Below are 16,861 nucleotides of genomic sequence, written 5' to 3'. Positions count from 1 at the left end.
CAAGAATCCTAGGCGGCAAAGGACCAGAACGTGACCGGGGCAAACTGGGATTTGTTTCGCTTATTCTCCGTGGTGGCGAGGACCGGAAGCGTCAATCGCGCCGCGCACGAGCTGGGTATGAGCCAGCCGACGCTGAGCAGGCGTCTCAAGGAGCTGGAGCGCTACGTCGCCGCGCCGCTGTTCTTTCGTGCGCCGTCTGGCGTGAAGCTGACGCAGGAAGGCGAAGATCTGCAGCGCTCGGCCGGCGATATGATGCTCGCATTCGAGTCGTTTCAACGCGATTTGCGTTCGCGGGTCGGGCAGAGATCGTCCGTGATCAGAATATCGGCGACCGAAGGCATGACCAAGCATTGGCTTCTGCCTCGCGTTAAGGAGTTGCGGCGCCGCAACAGCCGCATCTATCTGGAAATAATCTCTACGGTGAGCCAGCAGAGCGTGGCAACGAGCGACCTGGATTACGTCATCCGGATGGGAGACCCTGGCGAGAACGATCTCATCGGAAAGCGGGTTGCCGACGTTCCGATGGGGATATTCGCTTCCGAGCAGTACCTCGCCGGACGCTCCGCGCCATGGTCGTTGCCTGACCTGAAGGATCACGACATCATCGGCCATACGGCCGATTTTGTCACCTTCCGCAATGTTCGGCCCAATCAGAGGCACCTATTGGAGTATTTCGCGGAAGCGGCGGGCACCCGAAGTGTTGTTCGGGTTAATCCGGTGGCAAACCACTTTGCCGCCGCCGGTTGTGGGCTCGGGCTTGCGCTCCTTGCTGTGCCGTTCGCGCAGGCTGAGGGGTTGGTTCAGGTTCTGCCGCAAGAAACCGTTACGATGAACGTATGGCTGCTCCGCAGGCGCGAGACCGATCTGAGAAACCTGACTCGAGAAGTGAGGCGATTTCTGGAGGCAGAATTCGCAACTTCCAGAGAATGGCTTGCGGGTGCCCCCCGGAGTGCGAGGTCGACCAAGCGCAAAGCTTAGGGCGCTGCAAGTATCCCATAGCGTCCCGTTTGGACGCGTCGCTGCAAAACGCGCGAGGGGCCGCGGTCATTCAGCGCTGAATAGCGGTAGTCCAGAATTTAGATAGTTACGGAGCGCACTGCCAGCCATCCTGTATCCCAAAACACATAGGGGGAGGGATCCATGATCGAACCGGACAGGTCCTTGTCGCGAAGGCCGATCCAGACGATCGCGGAAATTCCGCGACGCTACGCGGCAAGCACTCCCGACGCGATCGCCCTGAGCTTCGAAGGGCGCGAGACAAGCTATCGGAGCCTCGACGAAGCATCCAATCAAGTCTCCAACGGCCTCGCGGCGACAGGCCTGCGACCGGCGAGTCGTATTGCGATTCTCGACAGAAACTCAGATATCTTCTTTCAAGTATTGCTCGGGGCGGCCAAGATGCGCGCGGTCGTGGTTCCGATCAATGTAAGGCTCGCGCCTCCCGAGATCGTCTTTGCAATCAACGACGCCCAGACTGAAATCCTCTTCGTCGGCGAATCGTTCGAGAAAATCATCTCCAAGATCCAGGATCAGCTGGAAACGGTTCGCCAGATAATTGTGCTGGACACGCGTTACCTGAAATGGCGCGATGCCCATCCTCGGTGTGATCCGGGCTTCCCGGTCAGCCCGGACGACATTTGTCTGCAATTATACACCAGCGGCACGACCGGCTATCCGAAAGGTGTGCAGCTTTCACATGCAAACTTTCCTTTGCAGCCGCTCGACGATTGGAAGGGATGGTCGTCCCACGACGTCATGCTGCTCGCCATGCCGCTGTTCCACATCGCGGGAGTCGGCACCGGCGTGCTCGGCCTGATGACCGGCCTCAAGACGATCGTGCTTCGCGATTTCGTTCCATCAGTGGCCCTCGAAACGATACAGCGTGATCGGATCTCGATCACCTTCCTCGTCCCTGCAATGCTATTGGCTATGCTGGCCGAACCTGACGCCGAGAAAGTCGATCTCTCCTCGCTGAGGCAGATTCTCTACGGGGCGTCCCCGATACCGCTCGAACTTCTTAGAAAGTCGCTTCGCGTGTTCAGGCATACGGGTTTCTTTCAGGTGTACGGCCTTACTGAAACGACCGGCGTGATCACCGTTCTCGGAGACGCAGACCATTCCGCTGGCAATGACGAAGTCCTGAGGTCGTGTGGCCGTCCCATCGCCGGCGTCGAATTGCGGGTCATTGATGGTTCGGGAAAGTCATTGCCGCCTCGGGAGGTGGGGGAGGTCGTCTGTCGCTCATCGCAAAATATGAGGGGATACTGGAACAGGGCCGAAGATACCGCGAGGACTCTCCAGAGCGGTTGGCTGCATACTGGCGATGCCGGTTTCCTCGATGAAAGCGGGTATTTGTATATCCACGACCGCTTAAAGGACATGATCGTTTCCGGCGGAGAGAACGTCTACCCCGCGGAAATCGAAAGTGCCTTGTATGGACACGCTGATATCGCCGACGTTGCCGTCATCGGCGTGCCCGACGATCGGTGGGGTGAGGCGGTCAAAGCGCTTATCGTGTTGAAACCGGATCGCCCGGCGAACCGCGCGAACATACTTCATTTCGCGCGAGAAAGGCTGGCTGGGTTCAAGATCCCGAAGTCAATCGAATTCGTGAACGAACTTCCACGCAATCCATCCGGGAAGATACTGAAGCGATTGCTGCGCGAACGCTATTGGAAAGGATACGAGCGGAAGGTCAACTGAGGCGGTCTGCTGGAGGGATTCCGCTCCGAACGCTTGGAATCATCAGACCACTTTTCGGCCTGTGACCATCAGTACGACCCGCGGGCAGACCTGAGAAGCAGACCTAGATGTTGGACATGCGCTCCTGAGCGCCATTGAACCAGATGCATGCGAGATCGCCGTTTTTGCACATATCGGATTGCCGCGTGGTGGTGACGAAATCGACCGTTGAAGTGCTTCGGATCGCAGGCCCGACACAAATCGCCATCGGTCACGATCTTGGCCGCAACGAGGAAGCACCATGGAAAATTGTCTCATGATCACATGCGCTATGGTCACTATGCCTGACATCGACATGACGGAGGTCCAGTTTGGGCAACTTCTTGTCGTTCTCGTAGCTTTATCAGTCGCCGTCTTGGGCAGCCTTGTGGCGTTTGTCTTCTGACCTTTCGCGAAATCAAGGCGCTCGGGGAGACGACGTTTGCGGAGAGCGAGGTGACGGTCACTCCCAGCGTTATGCGCCACCAGTTGATCGCAGATCTCAAGAAGACGTTCGGAGCCGGCGAGGAGGTTGCGGCGGCCTTAGGGCACGGGACCCTGCGCACTCAGGCAAAATATGGCTACTCCAACACGGCCGCAAGCGCAGGTGGTACACGGGATTACTGGTGCACGAACCCCATGTGCAGGAAACGTCGAGCGCGCTAGGCCGTCACCGACAGCCAGCAGCCCGCTGGGATCAACACGAAACCAGAATCCTGGTGGGCGAGCGGCACGGCTCGCATACTCGATCTGCAAGCTGCAGATGACCCATTCCGGCCGCGTGATACGATTGACGAACTGAAGAACGAATTCGGCGACCGCGTGAGCGTGGTACCCAACGCCAGCCATGCTCTTCCCTGTGAACAGCCCGCCGCCGTCGTTCAAGCCATCGCCGCATGGGCACGCAGCCGCTAAGGCGTGGCACTATGGCGCAAACCAGTGCTCTGCGCGACATGGATGGAAAGAATCTCCGCGCAAATGAGCCGTGAAATCGCGGATGGATCGACCGCCTGACAGCAGCCATCCTGCCTTCTATGCCTCCTACACTGTCTAGTCCTACTCGGCCGATCTGCACTGGCGCGATCAGTCGTCTTTCCGAGTTCAGCTTCGGGCTACGGCTTGCAAAGTGCAAGCTGTCGTCTATGCTGCGGCCCAGAGACTGCTCATTTCGTTGGGAGGCGCATCTTGAAACTAGCTACCTATCGATCCGGCGGTCATAATAAGGTCGGGCTAGTCCATGCCGGCGGCAGCTTGTTGTTTGATCTCGCTTTGGCATCGCAGCGAGCCGGCAAGCCAAATCCGGCGTTCAACTCGATGCTTGATCTTGTAGATCACGGTGACGCTGCGCTCGACGAAGCATCCAACCTGCTCGACCGCTACCGGAAAGATCAGGATTTGAATTCCGCGGTTGGGGAATCCAAGCTTCTCGCCCCGCTGCCGGAGCCGCGTCAGATGCGCGACGGCATGTCGTTTCCGGTTCATATCGTTCAGGGCCCGATTGGGCATCTCAAGCTAAAGGCGCGACAGGCCGGCGATATGGCCGAGCTCGCCCGCCTCCAGGCGGCGCCGCTGCCCGAACTGCCTGAGGTGTATCGGAAGCAGCCGATCTACTACATTACCAACCGCTTTAGCGTGAAGGGACCCAACACGACGGTCAGATGGCCGCGTTATAGCCAGGTAATGGACTACGAATTGGAATTCGGAATTGTCACCAAGAATAGAGCCGCGAACATTCCTGCTGCGAAGGCGCGCAATCACATTTTCGGCTACACGATCTTCAATGATTTTTCGGCCCGGGATGCTCAGCGCATAGAGATGGAAGGGCGGTTGGGGCCGGCCAAAGGCAAGAGCTTCGATGGCGGCAACGTGCTCGGGCCGTGGATTGTGACGCCCGACGAAATCGGCGATCCCTACAAGCTCAAGATGGAGGCCCGTGTCAACGGCGAGGTTCGTTCACAAGGCACGAGCGAGGGAATGCTATTTTCGTTCGAGGAAATCATCGCTCACATCACCCGGGACGAAACGTTGATGCCCGGTGAGTTCATCGGCTCCGGTACTGTAGGAAATGGCTGCGGCCTCGAGCTTGGCTGGTATCTCGATCACGGAGACAGCATTGAGCTCGAAGTCGAGAATATCGGCGTCTTGGAGAATCGGGTCGAACGCCAGGACGTCTGATGCAGGCAAATTGCAGCTTGCAAAATGCAAGTCATGATGTAGCTTGCGTGGCTGAAATGACGCGGTCGCGAGAACCGCTGGCAAACAGGAGGAAGCTTTGTCCGAGGATGCATTGGTGACGCGCGAACAGCGCGGCAATATCTCCGTTTTGACGATGGTTTACCGGCCGTACAACCTGCTCGGCCCCAAGCTCCTCAACGCGATCGTGGAGCAGGTGGAGGCGGCGCGAGTGGCAGGCAGCCGCGCAATTGTCATCCGTAGCGGCCTGAGGCATTTCTCCGCTGGCGCAGATCTGGATATTTTCGAGAAGCGGGTAGAGGGAGGCAGCGCGGATCAGGTTAGTGAAAATCGGCGGCTGAACGGCGTCGAATTCCTACGCTTCATGGAACTGCTGCCAATTCCGTTAATCGCCAGCGTTCACGGCGTTTGCCTGGGCGGCGGTCTCGAGCTTGCGCTGTCGTGCGATTACATCATCGCAGCCTCTTCCGCGAAGATCGGCTCGGTCGAGGCGACCCTTGGGCTGCATCCGTTGTTGGGTGGAATCCAGCGGCAGGTGCAACGGATCGGGGCACAGCGGGCCAAGGAGATGTCGATGCTGGCCCGTCGCTACGATGCACCGACGCTGGAAAAGTGGGGTTTGATCAATCTCACGGTCCCGGAAGAGTCGTTGGAGGCGGCGACCATGGCTGTCGCGGAGGAGTTTGCGCAGGGTCCTACGGTCGCCCATGCCGCGACCAAGGAGCTCGCTCATATCGCCGTCAGTCAAGGTGTGGTTGCTGCGGACGAGGCAATGGCAAGAGTACAGGCGCCGATCTGGGCGTCGGAAGATCTCAAGACTGGTCTTGCGTCGTTCCGCAAGAACGGGCCCGGTCTCGCCAAGTTCGCGGGGCGTTGACATGGCCGGCCCCTTGAATGGAATCCGTGTCGTTGACTTCTCCCGCGTGCTGGCTGGTCCGCTGTGCGCTCGGACCTTGCAGGATCTCGGAGCCGAGGTCGTTAAAATCGAACCGCCAAGCCCGGATGTTTCGCGCTTCGCCTTTCCGTCGACGGACGGCATGTCGGGCTATTACGCCCAGCAAAACGCCGGCAAACGCAATGTCAGCTTCGATCTCAATAGACCGGGCGCCTATGATCTGGCGCTGAAGCTCTGCGATAGCGCCGACATCGTCGTCGAAAATTTCCGAGCCGGTACTCTGGGTTTCTTCGGCCTTGATTACGAGACACTGTCCAAACGCAACCCGCGATTGATCTATGCGTCGATCACTGGCTATGGCCAGGGCGGTCCGTGGCGGAGCCGGATGGCTTATGCGCCAACCGTGCAGGCCGAGGCTGGCTTTACCGAAAACAGCGTTCGTCACTACGGCAGCGCGCTGACCGAGCCGCGCACCGACAGCCTGTCACACGCCGACGTCTACACCGGATTGCAGGCCGTGATCGCGATTCTTGCTGCGCTCAACAGCCGCCAGAGGACCGGGAAGGGCCAGTATATCGACGTTGCAATGGCAGCGACGCTGCTGGCGGTCAACGAGCGCGCGCATGTCGATTTGTCCGATGACGACATCGGGGCGGAACCTGCGGTCCTCGGCGCCACCGATTGCTCGTTCTTCACTGGGCCGCAAGGGGAAAATTTCACAGTCGCGACCAGCATTATAGGCAGCCGGACTTTTCCGTCTTGGCTGCGCGCCATGCGCCGCGTCGATTTGATGGATGATCCGCGGTTCTCCACTGCCGCCGCGCGCCGGCTGAATTTCGGCGTGCTGCACCAGATCATCCAGTCCTGGATGCTGACGTTTCCGGATATGGCGACACTCGACGCCCAGTTCGACGAGGCCAAGATTGCCATGGGGGAGATCCGGTCGGTCAAGGAACTCACGGCATCGGAGTGGAGCGATTATTGGGGCGCCGTACAACGCGTCTCTGACCGCAGCGGCGGTGAATATCGGTTGCCAGGTCGGCCGTGGCGATTTTCGGCAGAGGAGTTGGCACCAATTGGCACCCCTGCCTTCCAGGGCGAGCATAACTTCGCGGTGTTCAGCGAACTCGGTCTCAGCGATGCGGAATTGAAGCGTCTGAGCAGCGCTGGAGTTCTGGTTTCCCATCCGCGGGCCGCTCTCCGTTCGGAAACATCGTAGCCAAGGTGCCGAAGGCGCATGAGCGGACAGCACCTCCAAAGGAGTGATGCTAGAGGTGCTTTTCGAAGAGCGACGGTTTGTGATGTCGTTCCGAAATCTGAATGAACAATTCCAGAGTTGATAACGAAAATGGACGAGATCTCAGAGTCGAATCAAAATCACATCTTGGCGCAATCGTGGACCATCATAATTGTCGGCTGGAGTGTGACGCTCGTTACTTTCGTTGCGTTCTTCATCGCGATTTCATAGCCCGCTGGATTGAAAAAGTGGTCCCGCGCGGGAATTTGGAACGAGGAATCCGGTAGTTCGCACATGAGAACACGCATTCAGATCACCACCACCATATTGCTATGGGGAGCGCTGCTTGCACTTTTGACGACGGGACCGTCGATTGCACAAAGCTACCCGACAAAGCCGCTCAGTGTGAAGGTGGCATTTCCGGCTGGCGGCCCAGCTGATGTTTCGATCCGCGCTGCGAATGTGGTGCTGGAGCGGCATCTGGGCAAACCGATAATCACGGAGAATATCCCTGGCGCGAACGGCTCGATTGCTGTAACGGCCGTGCTAAGGGCTTCGGCGGATGGCTATACGCTGCTCGGTACCACAGGCTCGGACTTCCTGACAGCGCCTGCTACCATTCCGTCGGCGAAGTATGAACCTGAGAAGTTCAAGTTAGTAGGCATCCTCGGCGAGTCCGACTTCATCCTATTGTCGAGCAAGAGCCATTCGTTCAAATCGATAGACGAGTTAGTCGAGTATGCGCTGAAGCCGGGCAGCAAGGAATTGATTCTTGCACATTGGGGCGCCGGATCTTCGCCACATGTCGTTGGCGCCGATTTCCAGATGCGGACCGGGACAAGATTTCTGGAGGTGCCGTACAAGGGTGCCGCGCCGGTGATCGCGGACTTGCTAGGCGGACACATCGACCTCGCATTCGCGCCGCTGGGCGGTGGAACGCTTGATCTCATCGAGACGGGGCAGGTCAATGCGATCGCCGTCGCCAGCGCGGAGCGCAATCCGGCCTTACCGACCGTTCCGGTTGTTAGCGAGAGCGCGAAAGTTGGCAAGTTCGAGTACAGTATCTGGTCGGCCTTGCTTGCGCCGCCGGGTACTCCTGACGATGTCGTCGCGCGTTTGAATGATGCGTTAAACGCTTGGAGCGCGAGTGACGAGAATCTCGCGAGGATCAAAGCAAACGCCTCGCGGCGAGTCGCCCCCATGGACGTTTCTCAAGCAATGAAATTCTTCAAAAGCGAGCGCGAGAAGTATATGACCGTCCTTGGATCGCTCTCAATTGAGCCGCAGTAGAGTCCCCGAAACCAAGGAACCACGAACAGCTCTGCTGCAGCGGCTCGCAATGAAACGATCCGAACGTTCGGAGAACGTTTGCAGCGGTTCGGAACCGTGATTGAGGCCGCCGGCGCCCGTGAGCATTGCGGACCGTTATCGCCGAGGGGCTAGGTGAGACTAGACATACCCGAAGCTGCGCCAATATGGTATGGCCGAACGCGGGTGTGAAGGTAACTATGTCCACTGTCAAGCAAAGCCGTCTTGCCAACAAGGAATGCTCCATGGCGCGTGCCATGGAGGTCGTGGGCGACCGGTGGTCCATGCTTATCCTGCGCGAAGCATACTATGGAGTGAAGCGCTTTGACGAGTTCGAGTACTACGTCGGCGTCGCGCCCAATATTTTGAGCAGTCGACTGAAGAAGTTCGTCGAGGCCGGTGTCATGGCGCGGGTGCCACTACCCGAACACGCCGGTCGGTATGAGTACGTTCTCACTAAGAAGGGACGCGATTTCTTTCCAGCCTATCTCGCGCTCAAGAAATGGGGTGACGACTGGCTGGCCGAGCCGGCTGGGCCGCAGGTCGTGTTCCGCGACCGCATTGCCGGGCGCCCGATCGAATATCCGGAATTGCGGACGACGGCCGGCAAGCCGCTGCGGCTCGAGGACGTCGAGGCCGTTGCCGGAGCAGGTGCTGTTCCGTTCAACCGCAAGCGATTTGGCGGCGAGGCCATTGATCGTGTGGCGGCTGTCCGGAAGGCTCCCGTCTCACGACGAAAGCGCAAGTAGCGCCCGCGTAGTCTCGATCCGGACGAGATTGGCGCGGTACTCCGCCGACGCGTAGCGGTCCGAGAGCCACTCCGTGGTCTCGCTCAGCAATTTTGCTGCCTGATCGACGTTTTCCCGTGAAAGCGTCTTGCCGGTCAGGAAATCGGCGGCTTGGTGAGCGGCGAACGCGTGGTTCGCTGCACCGGTGACGCCAACGGAAATCTCGGCAACGACGCCATGCTGTAGTCGAACGCCGACGGCGATTCCCACGACGGCAAAACCGCTGGCGGGGTGCCGGATCTTTCGGTAGATGAAGCGCATGCCGGCCGTCGGCTTCGGGATACGGATGCTGGCGAGAATCTCGTTCGGTTCCAGAACCGTCGAAAAGATATCGACGAAGAAGTCCTTTGCCGCCACCCTTCTCGGGCCATTCGTGCCTGCGATTTCGATCTCTGCCTGCAGCGCCACCACAACCGCCGGCCAGTCAGCCGCTGGATCCGCGTTCGCGAGCGAGCCCCCGATCGTGCCGCGGTTACGTACCTGGGGATCGGCAATGAGGCTGGCCGCCTGGCGAAACACTGGCAGCTCTTTATTCAGCGGCTCGAAAGTAAAGAGCTCGGTATGCGTCGTCAATGCGCCGATCCTGATGCTGGTCTCGCTAATCTCGATTCCCTTGAGCTCGACGAGGCCTCCAATATCGATCAGGAGCGCGGGGGAGGCCAGCCGCAGCTTCAGCGCCGGCAGTAAGGTATGGCCACCGGCCACAAGCTTCGTTCCGTCGGGATCGTCGCGCAGTAGATCTATCACCTGGGTGACCGAGGACGCGCGGACATAGTCGAAGGCTGCGGGGATCATTGGGAGACTCCCGTGCGTGCCGTTTGCACCGCCGCCCAGATTCGGGGCGGCGTCAGCGGCATGTCGAGATGAGTGATACCGAAGGGGGACAAGGCATCGAGTACGGCGTGAACCATGCAAGGTGGGGCGGCTATCGAGCCGCTCTCGCCGATACCCTTGACACCGATCGGATTGGTCGGCGAGGGCGTTTCCTGGAACAGCGATCGGATGTTCGGCACATGCTCGGCGCGCGGAACGGCATAGTCGAGCAGCGAGCCGGTCAGAAGTTGCCCATTGTCGGGATCGTAGCTGACCTCTTCATAGAGCGCCTGCGCGATCCCCTGCACGACGCCGCCATGGATCTGGCCAGCCGCAAGGCGAGGGTTGATCAGCGTGCCGACATCGTCGACGGCGACGTAATCGAGAATGTCGACGATCCCCGTTTCCGGATCGACCTCGATATAAGAGAGGTGAATACCTGACGGCGAGCCCATGCCAGTCGGATCATAGAACACCGTCTCATCAAGGCCCGGCGCGACCTCGTCCGGAAGCTTGTGGCCGACATAGGCCATGCGGGCCACCTTCGAGAACGGCACCGGCGCAATATCGGTGCCGGGCACGCTGAACGCGCCCGCCGAATAGGAAACATCCTTCTCGTCCACTTCCAGCATTCCTGCTGCAATCTTCTTGGCCTTGGCGACAATGCGCTGCGACGAAACGTGCACGCTGGATCCGCCGACTGCCATCGAACGGGAATTGAAGGTCCCGTGGCCGGCCTGCACCTGGCGCGTGTCACCCTGTACGATGTCGATGTTTTCAATCGGAATCTGCAGTACGTCTGCCGCGATCTGCGATAGCGAAGTGATGTGGCCTTGTCCCTGGCTCATCGAGCCCGAATAGATCGTGGCTCGCCCGCTGGAGTCGATGCTGACCCGCGCGCTTTCCCAGCCGCCACGGTCAAACCCGCTCATGGCCAACCGGCGTGATGGTGCCATCCCGCACATATGCGTATAGGCCGCGATGCCAATGCCGCGATAGATGCCGCTGCCACGCAGGGCCTCGCATTCGCTCCGCCGAGCGTCATAGCCGAACGCCGCGAGCGCTTTCTCGAGCAGCCCCTGATAGTTGCCGCTGTCATACATCACGCCCATGCTGCCGTAGGGCCGATAGGGGAATTCCTTCGGTTGAACGAAATTCCTCCGCCGCACCTCGACCTGATCGAGCTTGAGGTGACGCGCCACCGCATCGATCGCACGCTCGGCGATATAGGCGCCTTCGGGCCGGCCATAGCCACGATAGGCGTCAACTGGCACGGTATTAGTGACAACGACGCGGGAAATGGCTTCGTAATTGTCGATCTTGTAGGTGCCAGTGCCGAAATTTATGGTGTTTACCGTTGGACCCCCGCTGGCCATGTTGGAGAGATAGGCGCCGACATTACCTAGCGTTGCGACCTTCAGGCCAAGAATGGTGCCGTCATTCTTGAAAGCGACCTCAATATTCTCGGTATGAGCGCGACCGTGACTAGTCGATTGATGGCTTTCGGAACGGCTTTCCCACCATTTAACGGGTGTGCCAAGCTCGCGCGCCAGGTAGGGGCAGAGCAGGTCTTCCGGATACAGATGCATCTTGGCGCCGAAGCCGCCCCCGATATCTGGCGCGACCACCCGCAACTGATGCTCGGGAATGCCGACCGTCTCGGCGATCCAGCGCCGGTGCATATGCGGAACCTGGCTGCCGATATAGACCGTCAGCGTGCCGTCGGGTTCTGGCGAGGCAACGATCGCGCGCGTTTCCATGCACGTCGGAATCAGGCGGTTGTTGACGACGCGCAGTCCGATGACGTGATCGGCCTTGCGAGTGGCGTTCTGGTAGTCGCCCCCGCGCACCTTGTAAATTGTAGTGATGTTGCCGGGCACGTTATCGTGGAGCTGCGGTGCGCCATCGCCGATGGCACCTTCTTCGTCTATCACGGCGGCCAGTACCTGGTAATCGACATCGATCAGGCCAATCGCGTCATAGGCCTCAGCCAGTGTCTCCGCCACCACCAGCGCCACGCACTCGCCGACAAAGCGAACGCGATCGGTCGCGACCACGGGACGGAACGGCACCTTGCTGCCTGGAATGACCCAGTTCGGTACGATCGGGCCGATTTTGCCGTCGAGCGCCTTGCCTGACAAAACGAGGCGGACACCCGGCGCGGTTTTGGCGGCGGACAGATCGACGCTTCGTATCTCGGCGTGGGCGTGCGGTGACCGCAGTACCGCCATATGTAGCATACCCGGCAACCTGACATCATCAACGTAGCGGCCCTTGCCGGCGAGGAGTTTGAAATCCTCGCGGCGCCTGAGCGGCTGGCCGATATAGGGCATCGCGGTCGTATCGTTCATGGCTGATCGCCTTTCGATACCAGGCTTTCGACCGCCCGGACGATGTTGTGATAGCCGGTGCAGCGGCAGATGTTGCCGGCAAGTCCGTGGCGGATCTCGTGCTCACTCGGATCCGGCTGATCCCTTAATAGCTGGCGCACGCTCATCACCATGCCCGGCGTGCAGAAGCCGCACTGCAGGGCGTGATGCTCATGAAATGCCGCCTGAATGGGGCTGAGTTCGCCACCTGGGTCGGTCACGCCCTCGATTGTCGTGATCGACGCCCCGTCTGCCATCACCGCCAGCACAGTACACGACTTTACCGCTCGACCGTCGATCTCCACAGTGCAGGCGCCGCATTGTGAGGTATCGCAGCCGACATGCGTGCCGGTGAGGCCAAGGTCCTCCCTGATCAGGTGGACCAGCAATTTTCGCGATTCCACCGCAATGGTCTTTTGCGTGCCGTTGATTTCGAGCGTCACGGCATGACGCCTTTCGGTTTCGGCCATAAACCCTCCCTCACGAAAGCCTGATGTTGGCGATGTCGATGGCGACGCCGACCTCGTCCCGGATCGGAGTTCCGTCCGTGTTTCGGCGATAGGCACGGCGCTTGGTGGGGATCTTGATTCCGTCGAAGTCGCGATAGTCGGACGTGTAGTGCGCCGTCGCAATGCCGCCGGGGACATTCGCGAAGTAGTCAAGCCTCGCGATCAGGCCATTACTGTCGACATAGAACACCTGCTCGGGTGAGTGTGTGGCAACCGACTCTGGAAAAGTGATCTTGAGGCGGCGCCACGTCTGATTGCCGTCAACGCACGGTTCGATCTCTTCGGCCACGAAGCCTCCCAACGCGAACATGAAGGGCGTGTTCAGGTAGTTCCACATCGCGTAGCCACTGAAATAAGCAAGGTCCAGATCGTCCCACGAGGTCGCCGGCGTATGACCGGCAAATGCATCGCGCGGATTAGCCCGCTGCTTAAGGCGCTTGCCATCGAGAGCATCGATCGCGACCAGGTCGGGACGATAGAAGCTGCGCAGGCCGTCGGCCGTGAACGGCTGGTAGCTGAGCTGCTGTTGGGCAATATCGGCGGTGACGCGAACGTTCTTCAGCACGTCCGGCCAGCCTTTTCGCGCCCACAGGCCACCAACGATGGACATATCTCCTTCAATGCTGCGAAACCGCTTCCATTGCGCGGCACCGTGGGCCTCGAGAACCAGATCAAGCAGGTGTGCCATGGCCGCTCCCTTGTTGTGTAACTCTAATAATAAGAGTTATAAAAAGGCAAGCCATTTCCAGGGATTTGCGCGCGCAATCGAATTACTCTAGTAATCAGAGTAATTTGCGGGAACGGAAGTGATGCGGTCGAAGGGCTTTGAGGGAATGAGGTGCTCGATTGCCGGCGTACTCGACGCCGTCGGCGACCGCTGGGCCGTGTTGATCCTGCGCGATCTCTCGCTGGGGCTGAGCAAATATGAGGAGTTGAGGAAGTCGACCGGTGTTACGCATGCGACGCTCTCGGACCGGCTGAGGCATCTGGAAGAAAACCACTTGATCGAGCGGCGGCAATACCAGACGGGCCCGGATCGCTACGAATACATCCTCACACGGAGAGGGTGGGACATCGTCCTGGTGATTCAGGCGCTTGCCCAGGTCGGGGACAAGTGGGCCATTGCAGGCGACGCGGGACCGCCGCTCAAGTTTATCAACAAGAACAGCGGACGTCCGGTGAAGGTCGCGTTGATCGACGACAAGTCGGGGGAGGTGGTGCGGCTGCGAGACGTCCGGCCGCAGGCCGGGCCAGGCGCCGACGATCTCGTGCGGTGGCGACTGGCCAAATTCGATCAAAGATGATGTCGGTGTTGCTAAACATTCGTGCGACATGGTGCCGCCCAACCATATGGACGAGGCGGTCCATGGCTTCTGCGAGGCGCCATAGAAAGCGGAGCCACGGCGGCCAGCACCCGGTATGAGAATTCGCGACCAATCGTGCGGTGCCACCCACGAAGGAGAAGCGCACGCCTATATCATCGGCTAGGGCCTGGAGCTAGCCGGTGTTCCGGCGGAGCGAAAGGATCGTGTCCGTGCTTGCCTCGCGCAAGCCGGACTGGAGGGTTTCGGCCATGCCTACCCCTCCGCATCGTCGGGCGGCATGCGCCAGCGCGCCGCCTTGATTCGAACCCTGGTCGTCGAACCGCAGGTCCTGCTGATGGACGAGCCGTTCGGCGTGCTCGACACCAGCACCAAGATCGACATGCACGATGTGCTGTTTCGCATCTGCGAGCGTGAGCAGCAGACCGTGCTGTTCGTGACCCATGATCTCGGCGAGGTCCTGACGATGGCACGATCTCAACCTTCTGTCCGAACCGCGTGATCCCGATCGGTTGGTCTCGGCCGGTGGTGGCGCGTAACGACGAGACAGCACGAGTGGCATCGAACGACGGGATCAGCGCGTTCCTGATCTCTGACGGTATTTGAAGCTACGCCGCGCCAGGGCGGGAATGGCGATCCTGGTCACTTGAGCAGCGCTGATCAGTCGATTGACTCCGATAGTTCGCGCAATCACCAGGATGCGAGCGGGTCGAATTTTTCTGTGAATTCAAGACCGAAGAATTGCGGCGGGTATACCGTCGGCATTTGTCCGTCAAACTGCTTAATTTGTGCTGGCGAATCAACGACGAAAAGTCGTTTGAAATGATAGCGTGGGAGTAGGGGGATAGCGGCGCTATCGCCCGATTGGCCCTGTTGATGCCATCGGAGCAATGCTCTGCCACTCGCCAATGAGAACCGCTTTGGTGCAGACGTCCCGGTGCGGATGACGGATGTTAGGAGGGTATCTCCTGTGCGATCTCCCACATATGACCGGATGGGTCGGAAAAGGCGGCGGTGCGGCGACCCCAGGGACGATCGATCGGGCCGTTCACCAAGTCTACGCCGTTTTGCCGGAGCCTCTCACAGGCATCATCGACATCGCCGACTCGAATGGTCATGAGCATGCGAGGTCCGGCGCTCGAAGCAGCCGGCACCACCGGCTGCACAAGCTGCAGTGCCTCCGTCTCCTGTAGCAAATTGACCATTACGCCACCGAGCCCGATCACGCTGCATACGGCGTCGGAATAGATCGGCCTGGCGTCGAACACGGACTCGTAGAATGCCCTCGCGCGCGCGAGGTCGTCAACGAAGAGGGTCACGCACTCTAGATTGTTCAAGCTTTTCATTCGCAGGGCCTCAGTTGACAGGGCAGTCGAGTTTCTTTTGACAAAAAGATAACAACGTATTTGAGAATAATGAAGCAGTACCATGATAGTATCTGGCGGCGAACCGAACGGAGAGTACCTTGTTGACCGATACGGGACTTCCGAAGCTTAAGCCTGGCAAGAAGCTCTACAAGCGCGGCGACCGCGACGGCATGTACGTTACCGTCCTGCCCATCAATAGGCGCAAGCAGATCTGCGAAAGTGGCGACCACTCGATCAAGGTGGTGCATTGATGCGCGCCGCGTTGAAAGTGGTACTGGCCGCAATATTTGTGATGCCGGCTGCGGTGGCTCTGGCGAAGTCTCCGGACTGCGCGAGTTGGCCCACGAACATGGCCCTCGTGCACCTCAAGAACGCCGGCCTGATCGATATTCCATCCGTGATCGAGGCGCAGACCAAGGCCGTTCGTCTCGCATCCGAAAAGATCGGCAAGGACCTCCACCAGGAGGTTTACGACATCACGTTTCACACCAAGGATGGCAAGACAATCGAGGTCATCACGAAAAGCCAGGCATCAAGCGAGGAATGCTCGATGAGCGGCGTCGACGTCTATGTGGTCGCGAAGAAAATCGGCGGGTCGGCAGAGCAGTCATCTGACGGCAGGGCCCAAAAGTGATCCGGCTGACCGAAAGCTCAAGAACGAGGGCGGGATGACGATTGAGCCAGAGCGGGCCGAGCGCTAGCATCGCGTTATGGACGCCGAACGACGAATTGAGAGCTTGGAAGCAGCGCTTGGGGCCAGCTTGCCCGTGACGTATCTCGCCTTCCTGCGGTCACACAGGGAAGAGCCGTCTCGTCCGGTTCAGGTCGTCTCGACCAATCCAGACTACTGGGATGTGAGCTGCATCTTCGAAATCGGGGACGCTGAAGACTACCTCCAACTCGATGGTTGTTATGAACTGGTTGGCGACGTCCTTCCCGAAGGGATGCTGGCAGTTGGCGAAGACCAAGGTGGTAACCTCTACCTTTTGGATTGCCGCATGGGTCCGAGCACCGGAGCCATCTATTGGTGGGATCACGAACAGGAGCCTGGCGAGGACCGCGTGGAGTTGGTCGCGACGAGCTTCCCGGAGTTTCTCGCCGTTCTGGTCCCCGATTCATAGCAGCACGCGCGTGGGCGCCGACGATCAACTTCGCTGTCAGGTCGATGCCCAGCGGCCGGTTTGGAGCTGCTGAAGCCCGCCGCCAAAAGCGAAATCCGTCGCATTCGTATTGGGGCTTGCTGCTGCTGCGCGGCAGCCTCGCCTCGGATACTCGCGCGTCCGCTCCGCACAAGCCGCACCGCGATTTCGTCAAGAAGTCGTTCAATGCTGTGAGCCGC

The 16,861-nt window shown here is 59.5% G+C and carries 17 protein-coding genes; 12 read left to right on the top strand and 5 right to left on the bottom strand.

Features of this window, described 5'->3' with window-relative positions:
- Positions 1-30 precede the first annotated feature (30 nt).
- The 7 genes from AC0L30_RS12450 to AC0L30_RS12420 all read left to right on the top strand — a co-directional run bounded on the left by AC0L30_RS12450 (position 31) and on the right by AC0L30_RS12420 (position 9,103).
- On the top strand, positions 31-978 hold the full coding sequence (locus AC0L30_RS12450) for a LysR family transcriptional regulator (RefSeq protein ID WP_473404356.1): 948 nt from the start codon (positions 31-33) through the stop codon (positions 976-978).
- Positions 979-1,140: 162 nt separating this feature from the next.
- The gene (locus AC0L30_RS12445; RefSeq protein ID WP_473404355.1) at positions 1,141-2,703 is read left to right on the top strand and encodes a fatty acid--CoA ligase; all 1,563 of its coding nucleotides are present in this window, start codon (positions 1,141-1,143) and stop codon (positions 2,701-2,703) included.
- Between the two features lie 1,203 nt (positions 2,704-3,906).
- Positions 3,907-4,896 (top strand): fumarylacetoacetate hydrolase family protein, encoded by a 990-nt coding sequence (locus AC0L30_RS12440; protein WP_473404354.1) that lies wholly within the window; start codon positions 3,907-3,909, stop codon positions 4,894-4,896.
- Positions 4,897-4,993: 97 nt separating this feature from the next.
- Positions 4,994-5,791, top strand: a complete 798-nt coding sequence (locus AC0L30_RS12435; RefSeq protein WP_473404353.1) for an enoyl-CoA hydratase/isomerase family protein — start codon at positions 4,994-4,996, stop codon at positions 5,789-5,791.
- Between the two features lies 1 nt (position 5,792).
- Positions 5,793-7,028, top strand: a complete 1,236-nt coding sequence (locus AC0L30_RS12430) for a CaiB/BaiF CoA transferase family protein (RefSeq protein ID WP_473404352.1) — start codon at positions 5,793-5,795, stop codon at positions 7,026-7,028.
- Positions 7,029-7,340: 312 nt separating this feature from the next.
- On the top strand, positions 7,341-8,336 hold the full coding sequence (locus tag AC0L30_RS12425; RefSeq protein ID WP_473404351.1) for a tripartite tricarboxylate transporter substrate binding protein: 996 nt from the start codon (positions 7,341-7,343) through the stop codon (positions 8,334-8,336).
- Between the two features lie 263 nt (positions 8,337-8,599).
- Positions 8,600-9,103, top strand: coding sequence for a winged helix-turn-helix transcriptional regulator (locus AC0L30_RS12420; protein WP_473404350.1), 504 nt, complete (start codon positions 8,600-8,602; stop codon positions 9,101-9,103).
- Here AC0L30_RS12420 and AC0L30_RS12415 read toward each other — a convergent pair.
- Genes AC0L30_RS12415 through AC0L30_RS12400 form a run of 4 tightly spaced genes read right to left on the bottom strand, consistent with a single transcriptional unit; the run spans position 9,083 to position 13,521 of the window.
- The gene (locus AC0L30_RS12415; RefSeq protein WP_473404349.1) at positions 9,083-9,937 is read right to left on the bottom strand and encodes an FAD binding domain-containing protein; all 855 of its coding nucleotides are present in this window, start codon (positions 9,935-9,937) and stop codon (positions 9,083-9,085) included. The genes AC0L30_RS12420 and AC0L30_RS12415 overlap by 21 nt on opposite strands.
- Positions 9,934-12,306, bottom strand: a complete 2,373-nt coding sequence (locus AC0L30_RS12410; protein ID WP_473404348.1) for a xanthine dehydrogenase family protein molybdopterin-binding subunit — start codon at positions 12,304-12,306, stop codon at positions 9,934-9,936. Before AC0L30_RS12410 ends, AC0L30_RS12415 begins: the two co-directional genes overlap by 4 nt.
- Entirely contained in the window at positions 12,303-12,794 is a 492-nt protein-coding gene (locus AC0L30_RS12405; protein WP_473404347.1) for a (2Fe-2S)-binding protein, read from the bottom strand. Before AC0L30_RS12405 ends, AC0L30_RS12410 begins: the two co-directional genes overlap by 4 nt.
- Positions 12,795-12,804: 10 nt before the next feature.
- On the bottom strand, positions 12,805-13,521 hold the full coding sequence (locus AC0L30_RS12400) for a hypothetical protein (protein ID WP_473404346.1): 717 nt from the start codon (positions 13,519-13,521) through the stop codon (positions 12,805-12,807).
- Positions 13,522-13,642: 121 nt separating this feature from the next.
- Here AC0L30_RS12400 and AC0L30_RS12395 point away from each other — a divergent pair, with 121 nt between their 5' ends.
- Both AC0L30_RS12395 and AC0L30_RS12390 read left to right on the top strand, forming a co-directional pair.
- On the top strand, positions 13,643-14,137 hold the full coding sequence (locus AC0L30_RS12395) for a winged helix-turn-helix transcriptional regulator (RefSeq protein WP_473404345.1): 495 nt from the start codon (positions 13,643-13,645) through the stop codon (positions 14,135-14,137).
- 187 nt (positions 14,138-14,324) lie between these two features.
- Positions 14,325-14,657, top strand: a complete 333-nt coding sequence (locus AC0L30_RS12390; protein ID WP_473404390.1) for an ATP-binding cassette domain-containing protein — start codon at positions 14,325-14,327, stop codon at positions 14,655-14,657.
- Between the two features lie 451 nt (positions 14,658-15,108).
- Here AC0L30_RS12390 and AC0L30_RS12385 read toward each other — a convergent pair whose 3' ends face one another.
- Entirely contained in the window at positions 15,109-15,501 is a 393-nt protein-coding gene (locus AC0L30_RS12385) for a VOC family protein (protein WP_007592186.1), read from the bottom strand.
- A gap of 119 nt (positions 15,502-15,620) precedes the next feature.
- Between AC0L30_RS12385 and AC0L30_RS12380 the strand changes: the two genes are divergently transcribed.
- From AC0L30_RS12380 to AC0L30_RS12370, 3 genes are all read left to right on the top strand, one after another.
- The gene (locus tag AC0L30_RS12380; RefSeq protein WP_035992850.1) at positions 15,621-15,773 is read left to right on the top strand and encodes an integrase; all 153 of its coding nucleotides are present in this window, start codon (positions 15,621-15,623) and stop codon (positions 15,771-15,773) included.
- Positions 15,773-16,156: a hypothetical protein gene (locus AC0L30_RS12375; RefSeq protein WP_007592184.1), complete on the top strand. Its 384-nt coding sequence runs from the start codon at positions 15,773-15,775 to the stop codon at positions 16,154-16,156. The genes AC0L30_RS12380 and AC0L30_RS12375 overlap by 1 nt, the downstream gene beginning before the upstream one ends.
- 76 nt (positions 16,157-16,232) lie before the next feature.
- Entirely contained in the window at positions 16,233-16,643 is a 411-nt protein-coding gene (locus AC0L30_RS12370) for an SMI1/KNR4 family protein (RefSeq protein ID WP_007592181.1), read from the top strand.
- Positions 16,644-16,861: the final 218 nt, after the last annotated feature.

The organism is Bradyrhizobium sp. MI1.11 (genome assembly GCF_055811255.1).
The sequence above is the reverse complement of the archived record's forward strand: the minus strand, read 5'-3'. Positions and strand labels throughout refer to the sequence as shown.

Bases quoted from the DNA above. Each gene is read 5' to 3' on its own strand.
- AC0L30_RS12445 (WP_473404355.1), top strand. From the start codon at position 1,141: ATGATCGAACCGGACAGGTCCTTGTCGCGAAGGCCGATCCAGACGATC.
- AC0L30_RS12430 (WP_473404352.1), top strand. From the start codon at position 5,793: ATGGCCGGCCCCTTGAATGGAATCCGTGTCGTTGACTTCTCCCGCGTG.
- AC0L30_RS12425 (WP_473404351.1), top strand. From the start codon at position 7,341: ATGAGAACACGCATTCAGATCACCACCACCATATTGCTATGGGGAGCG.
- AC0L30_RS12420 (WP_473404350.1), top strand. From the start codon at position 8,600: ATGGCGCGTGCCATGGAGGTCGTGGGCGACCGGTGGTCCATGCTTATC.
- AC0L30_RS12415 (WP_473404349.1), bottom strand. From the start codon at position 9,937: ATGATCCCCGCAGCCTTCGACTATGTCCGCGCGTCCTCGGTCACCCAG.
- AC0L30_RS12410 (WP_473404348.1), bottom strand. From the start codon at position 12,306: ATGAACGATACGACCGCGATGCCCTATATCGGCCAGCCGCTCAGGCGC.
- AC0L30_RS12405 (WP_473404347.1), bottom strand. From the start codon at position 12,794: ATGGCCGAAACCGAAAGGCGTCATGCCGTGACGCTCGAAATCAACGGC.
- AC0L30_RS12400 (WP_473404346.1), bottom strand. From the start codon at position 13,521: ATGGCACACCTGCTTGATCTGGTTCTCGAGGCCCACGGTGCCGCGCAA.
- AC0L30_RS12395 (WP_473404345.1), top strand. From the start codon at position 13,643: ATGCGGTCGAAGGGCTTTGAGGGAATGAGGTGCTCGATTGCCGGCGTA.
- AC0L30_RS12385 (WP_007592186.1), bottom strand. From the start codon at position 15,501: ATGAAAAGCTTGAACAATCTAGAGTGCGTGACCCTCTTCGTTGACGAC.
- AC0L30_RS12375 (WP_007592184.1), top strand. From the start codon at position 15,773: ATGCGCGCCGCGTTGAAAGTGGTACTGGCCGCAATATTTGTGATGCCG.
- AC0L30_RS12370 (WP_007592181.1), top strand. From the start codon at position 16,233: ATGGACGCCGAACGACGAATTGAGAGCTTGGAAGCAGCGCTTGGGGCC.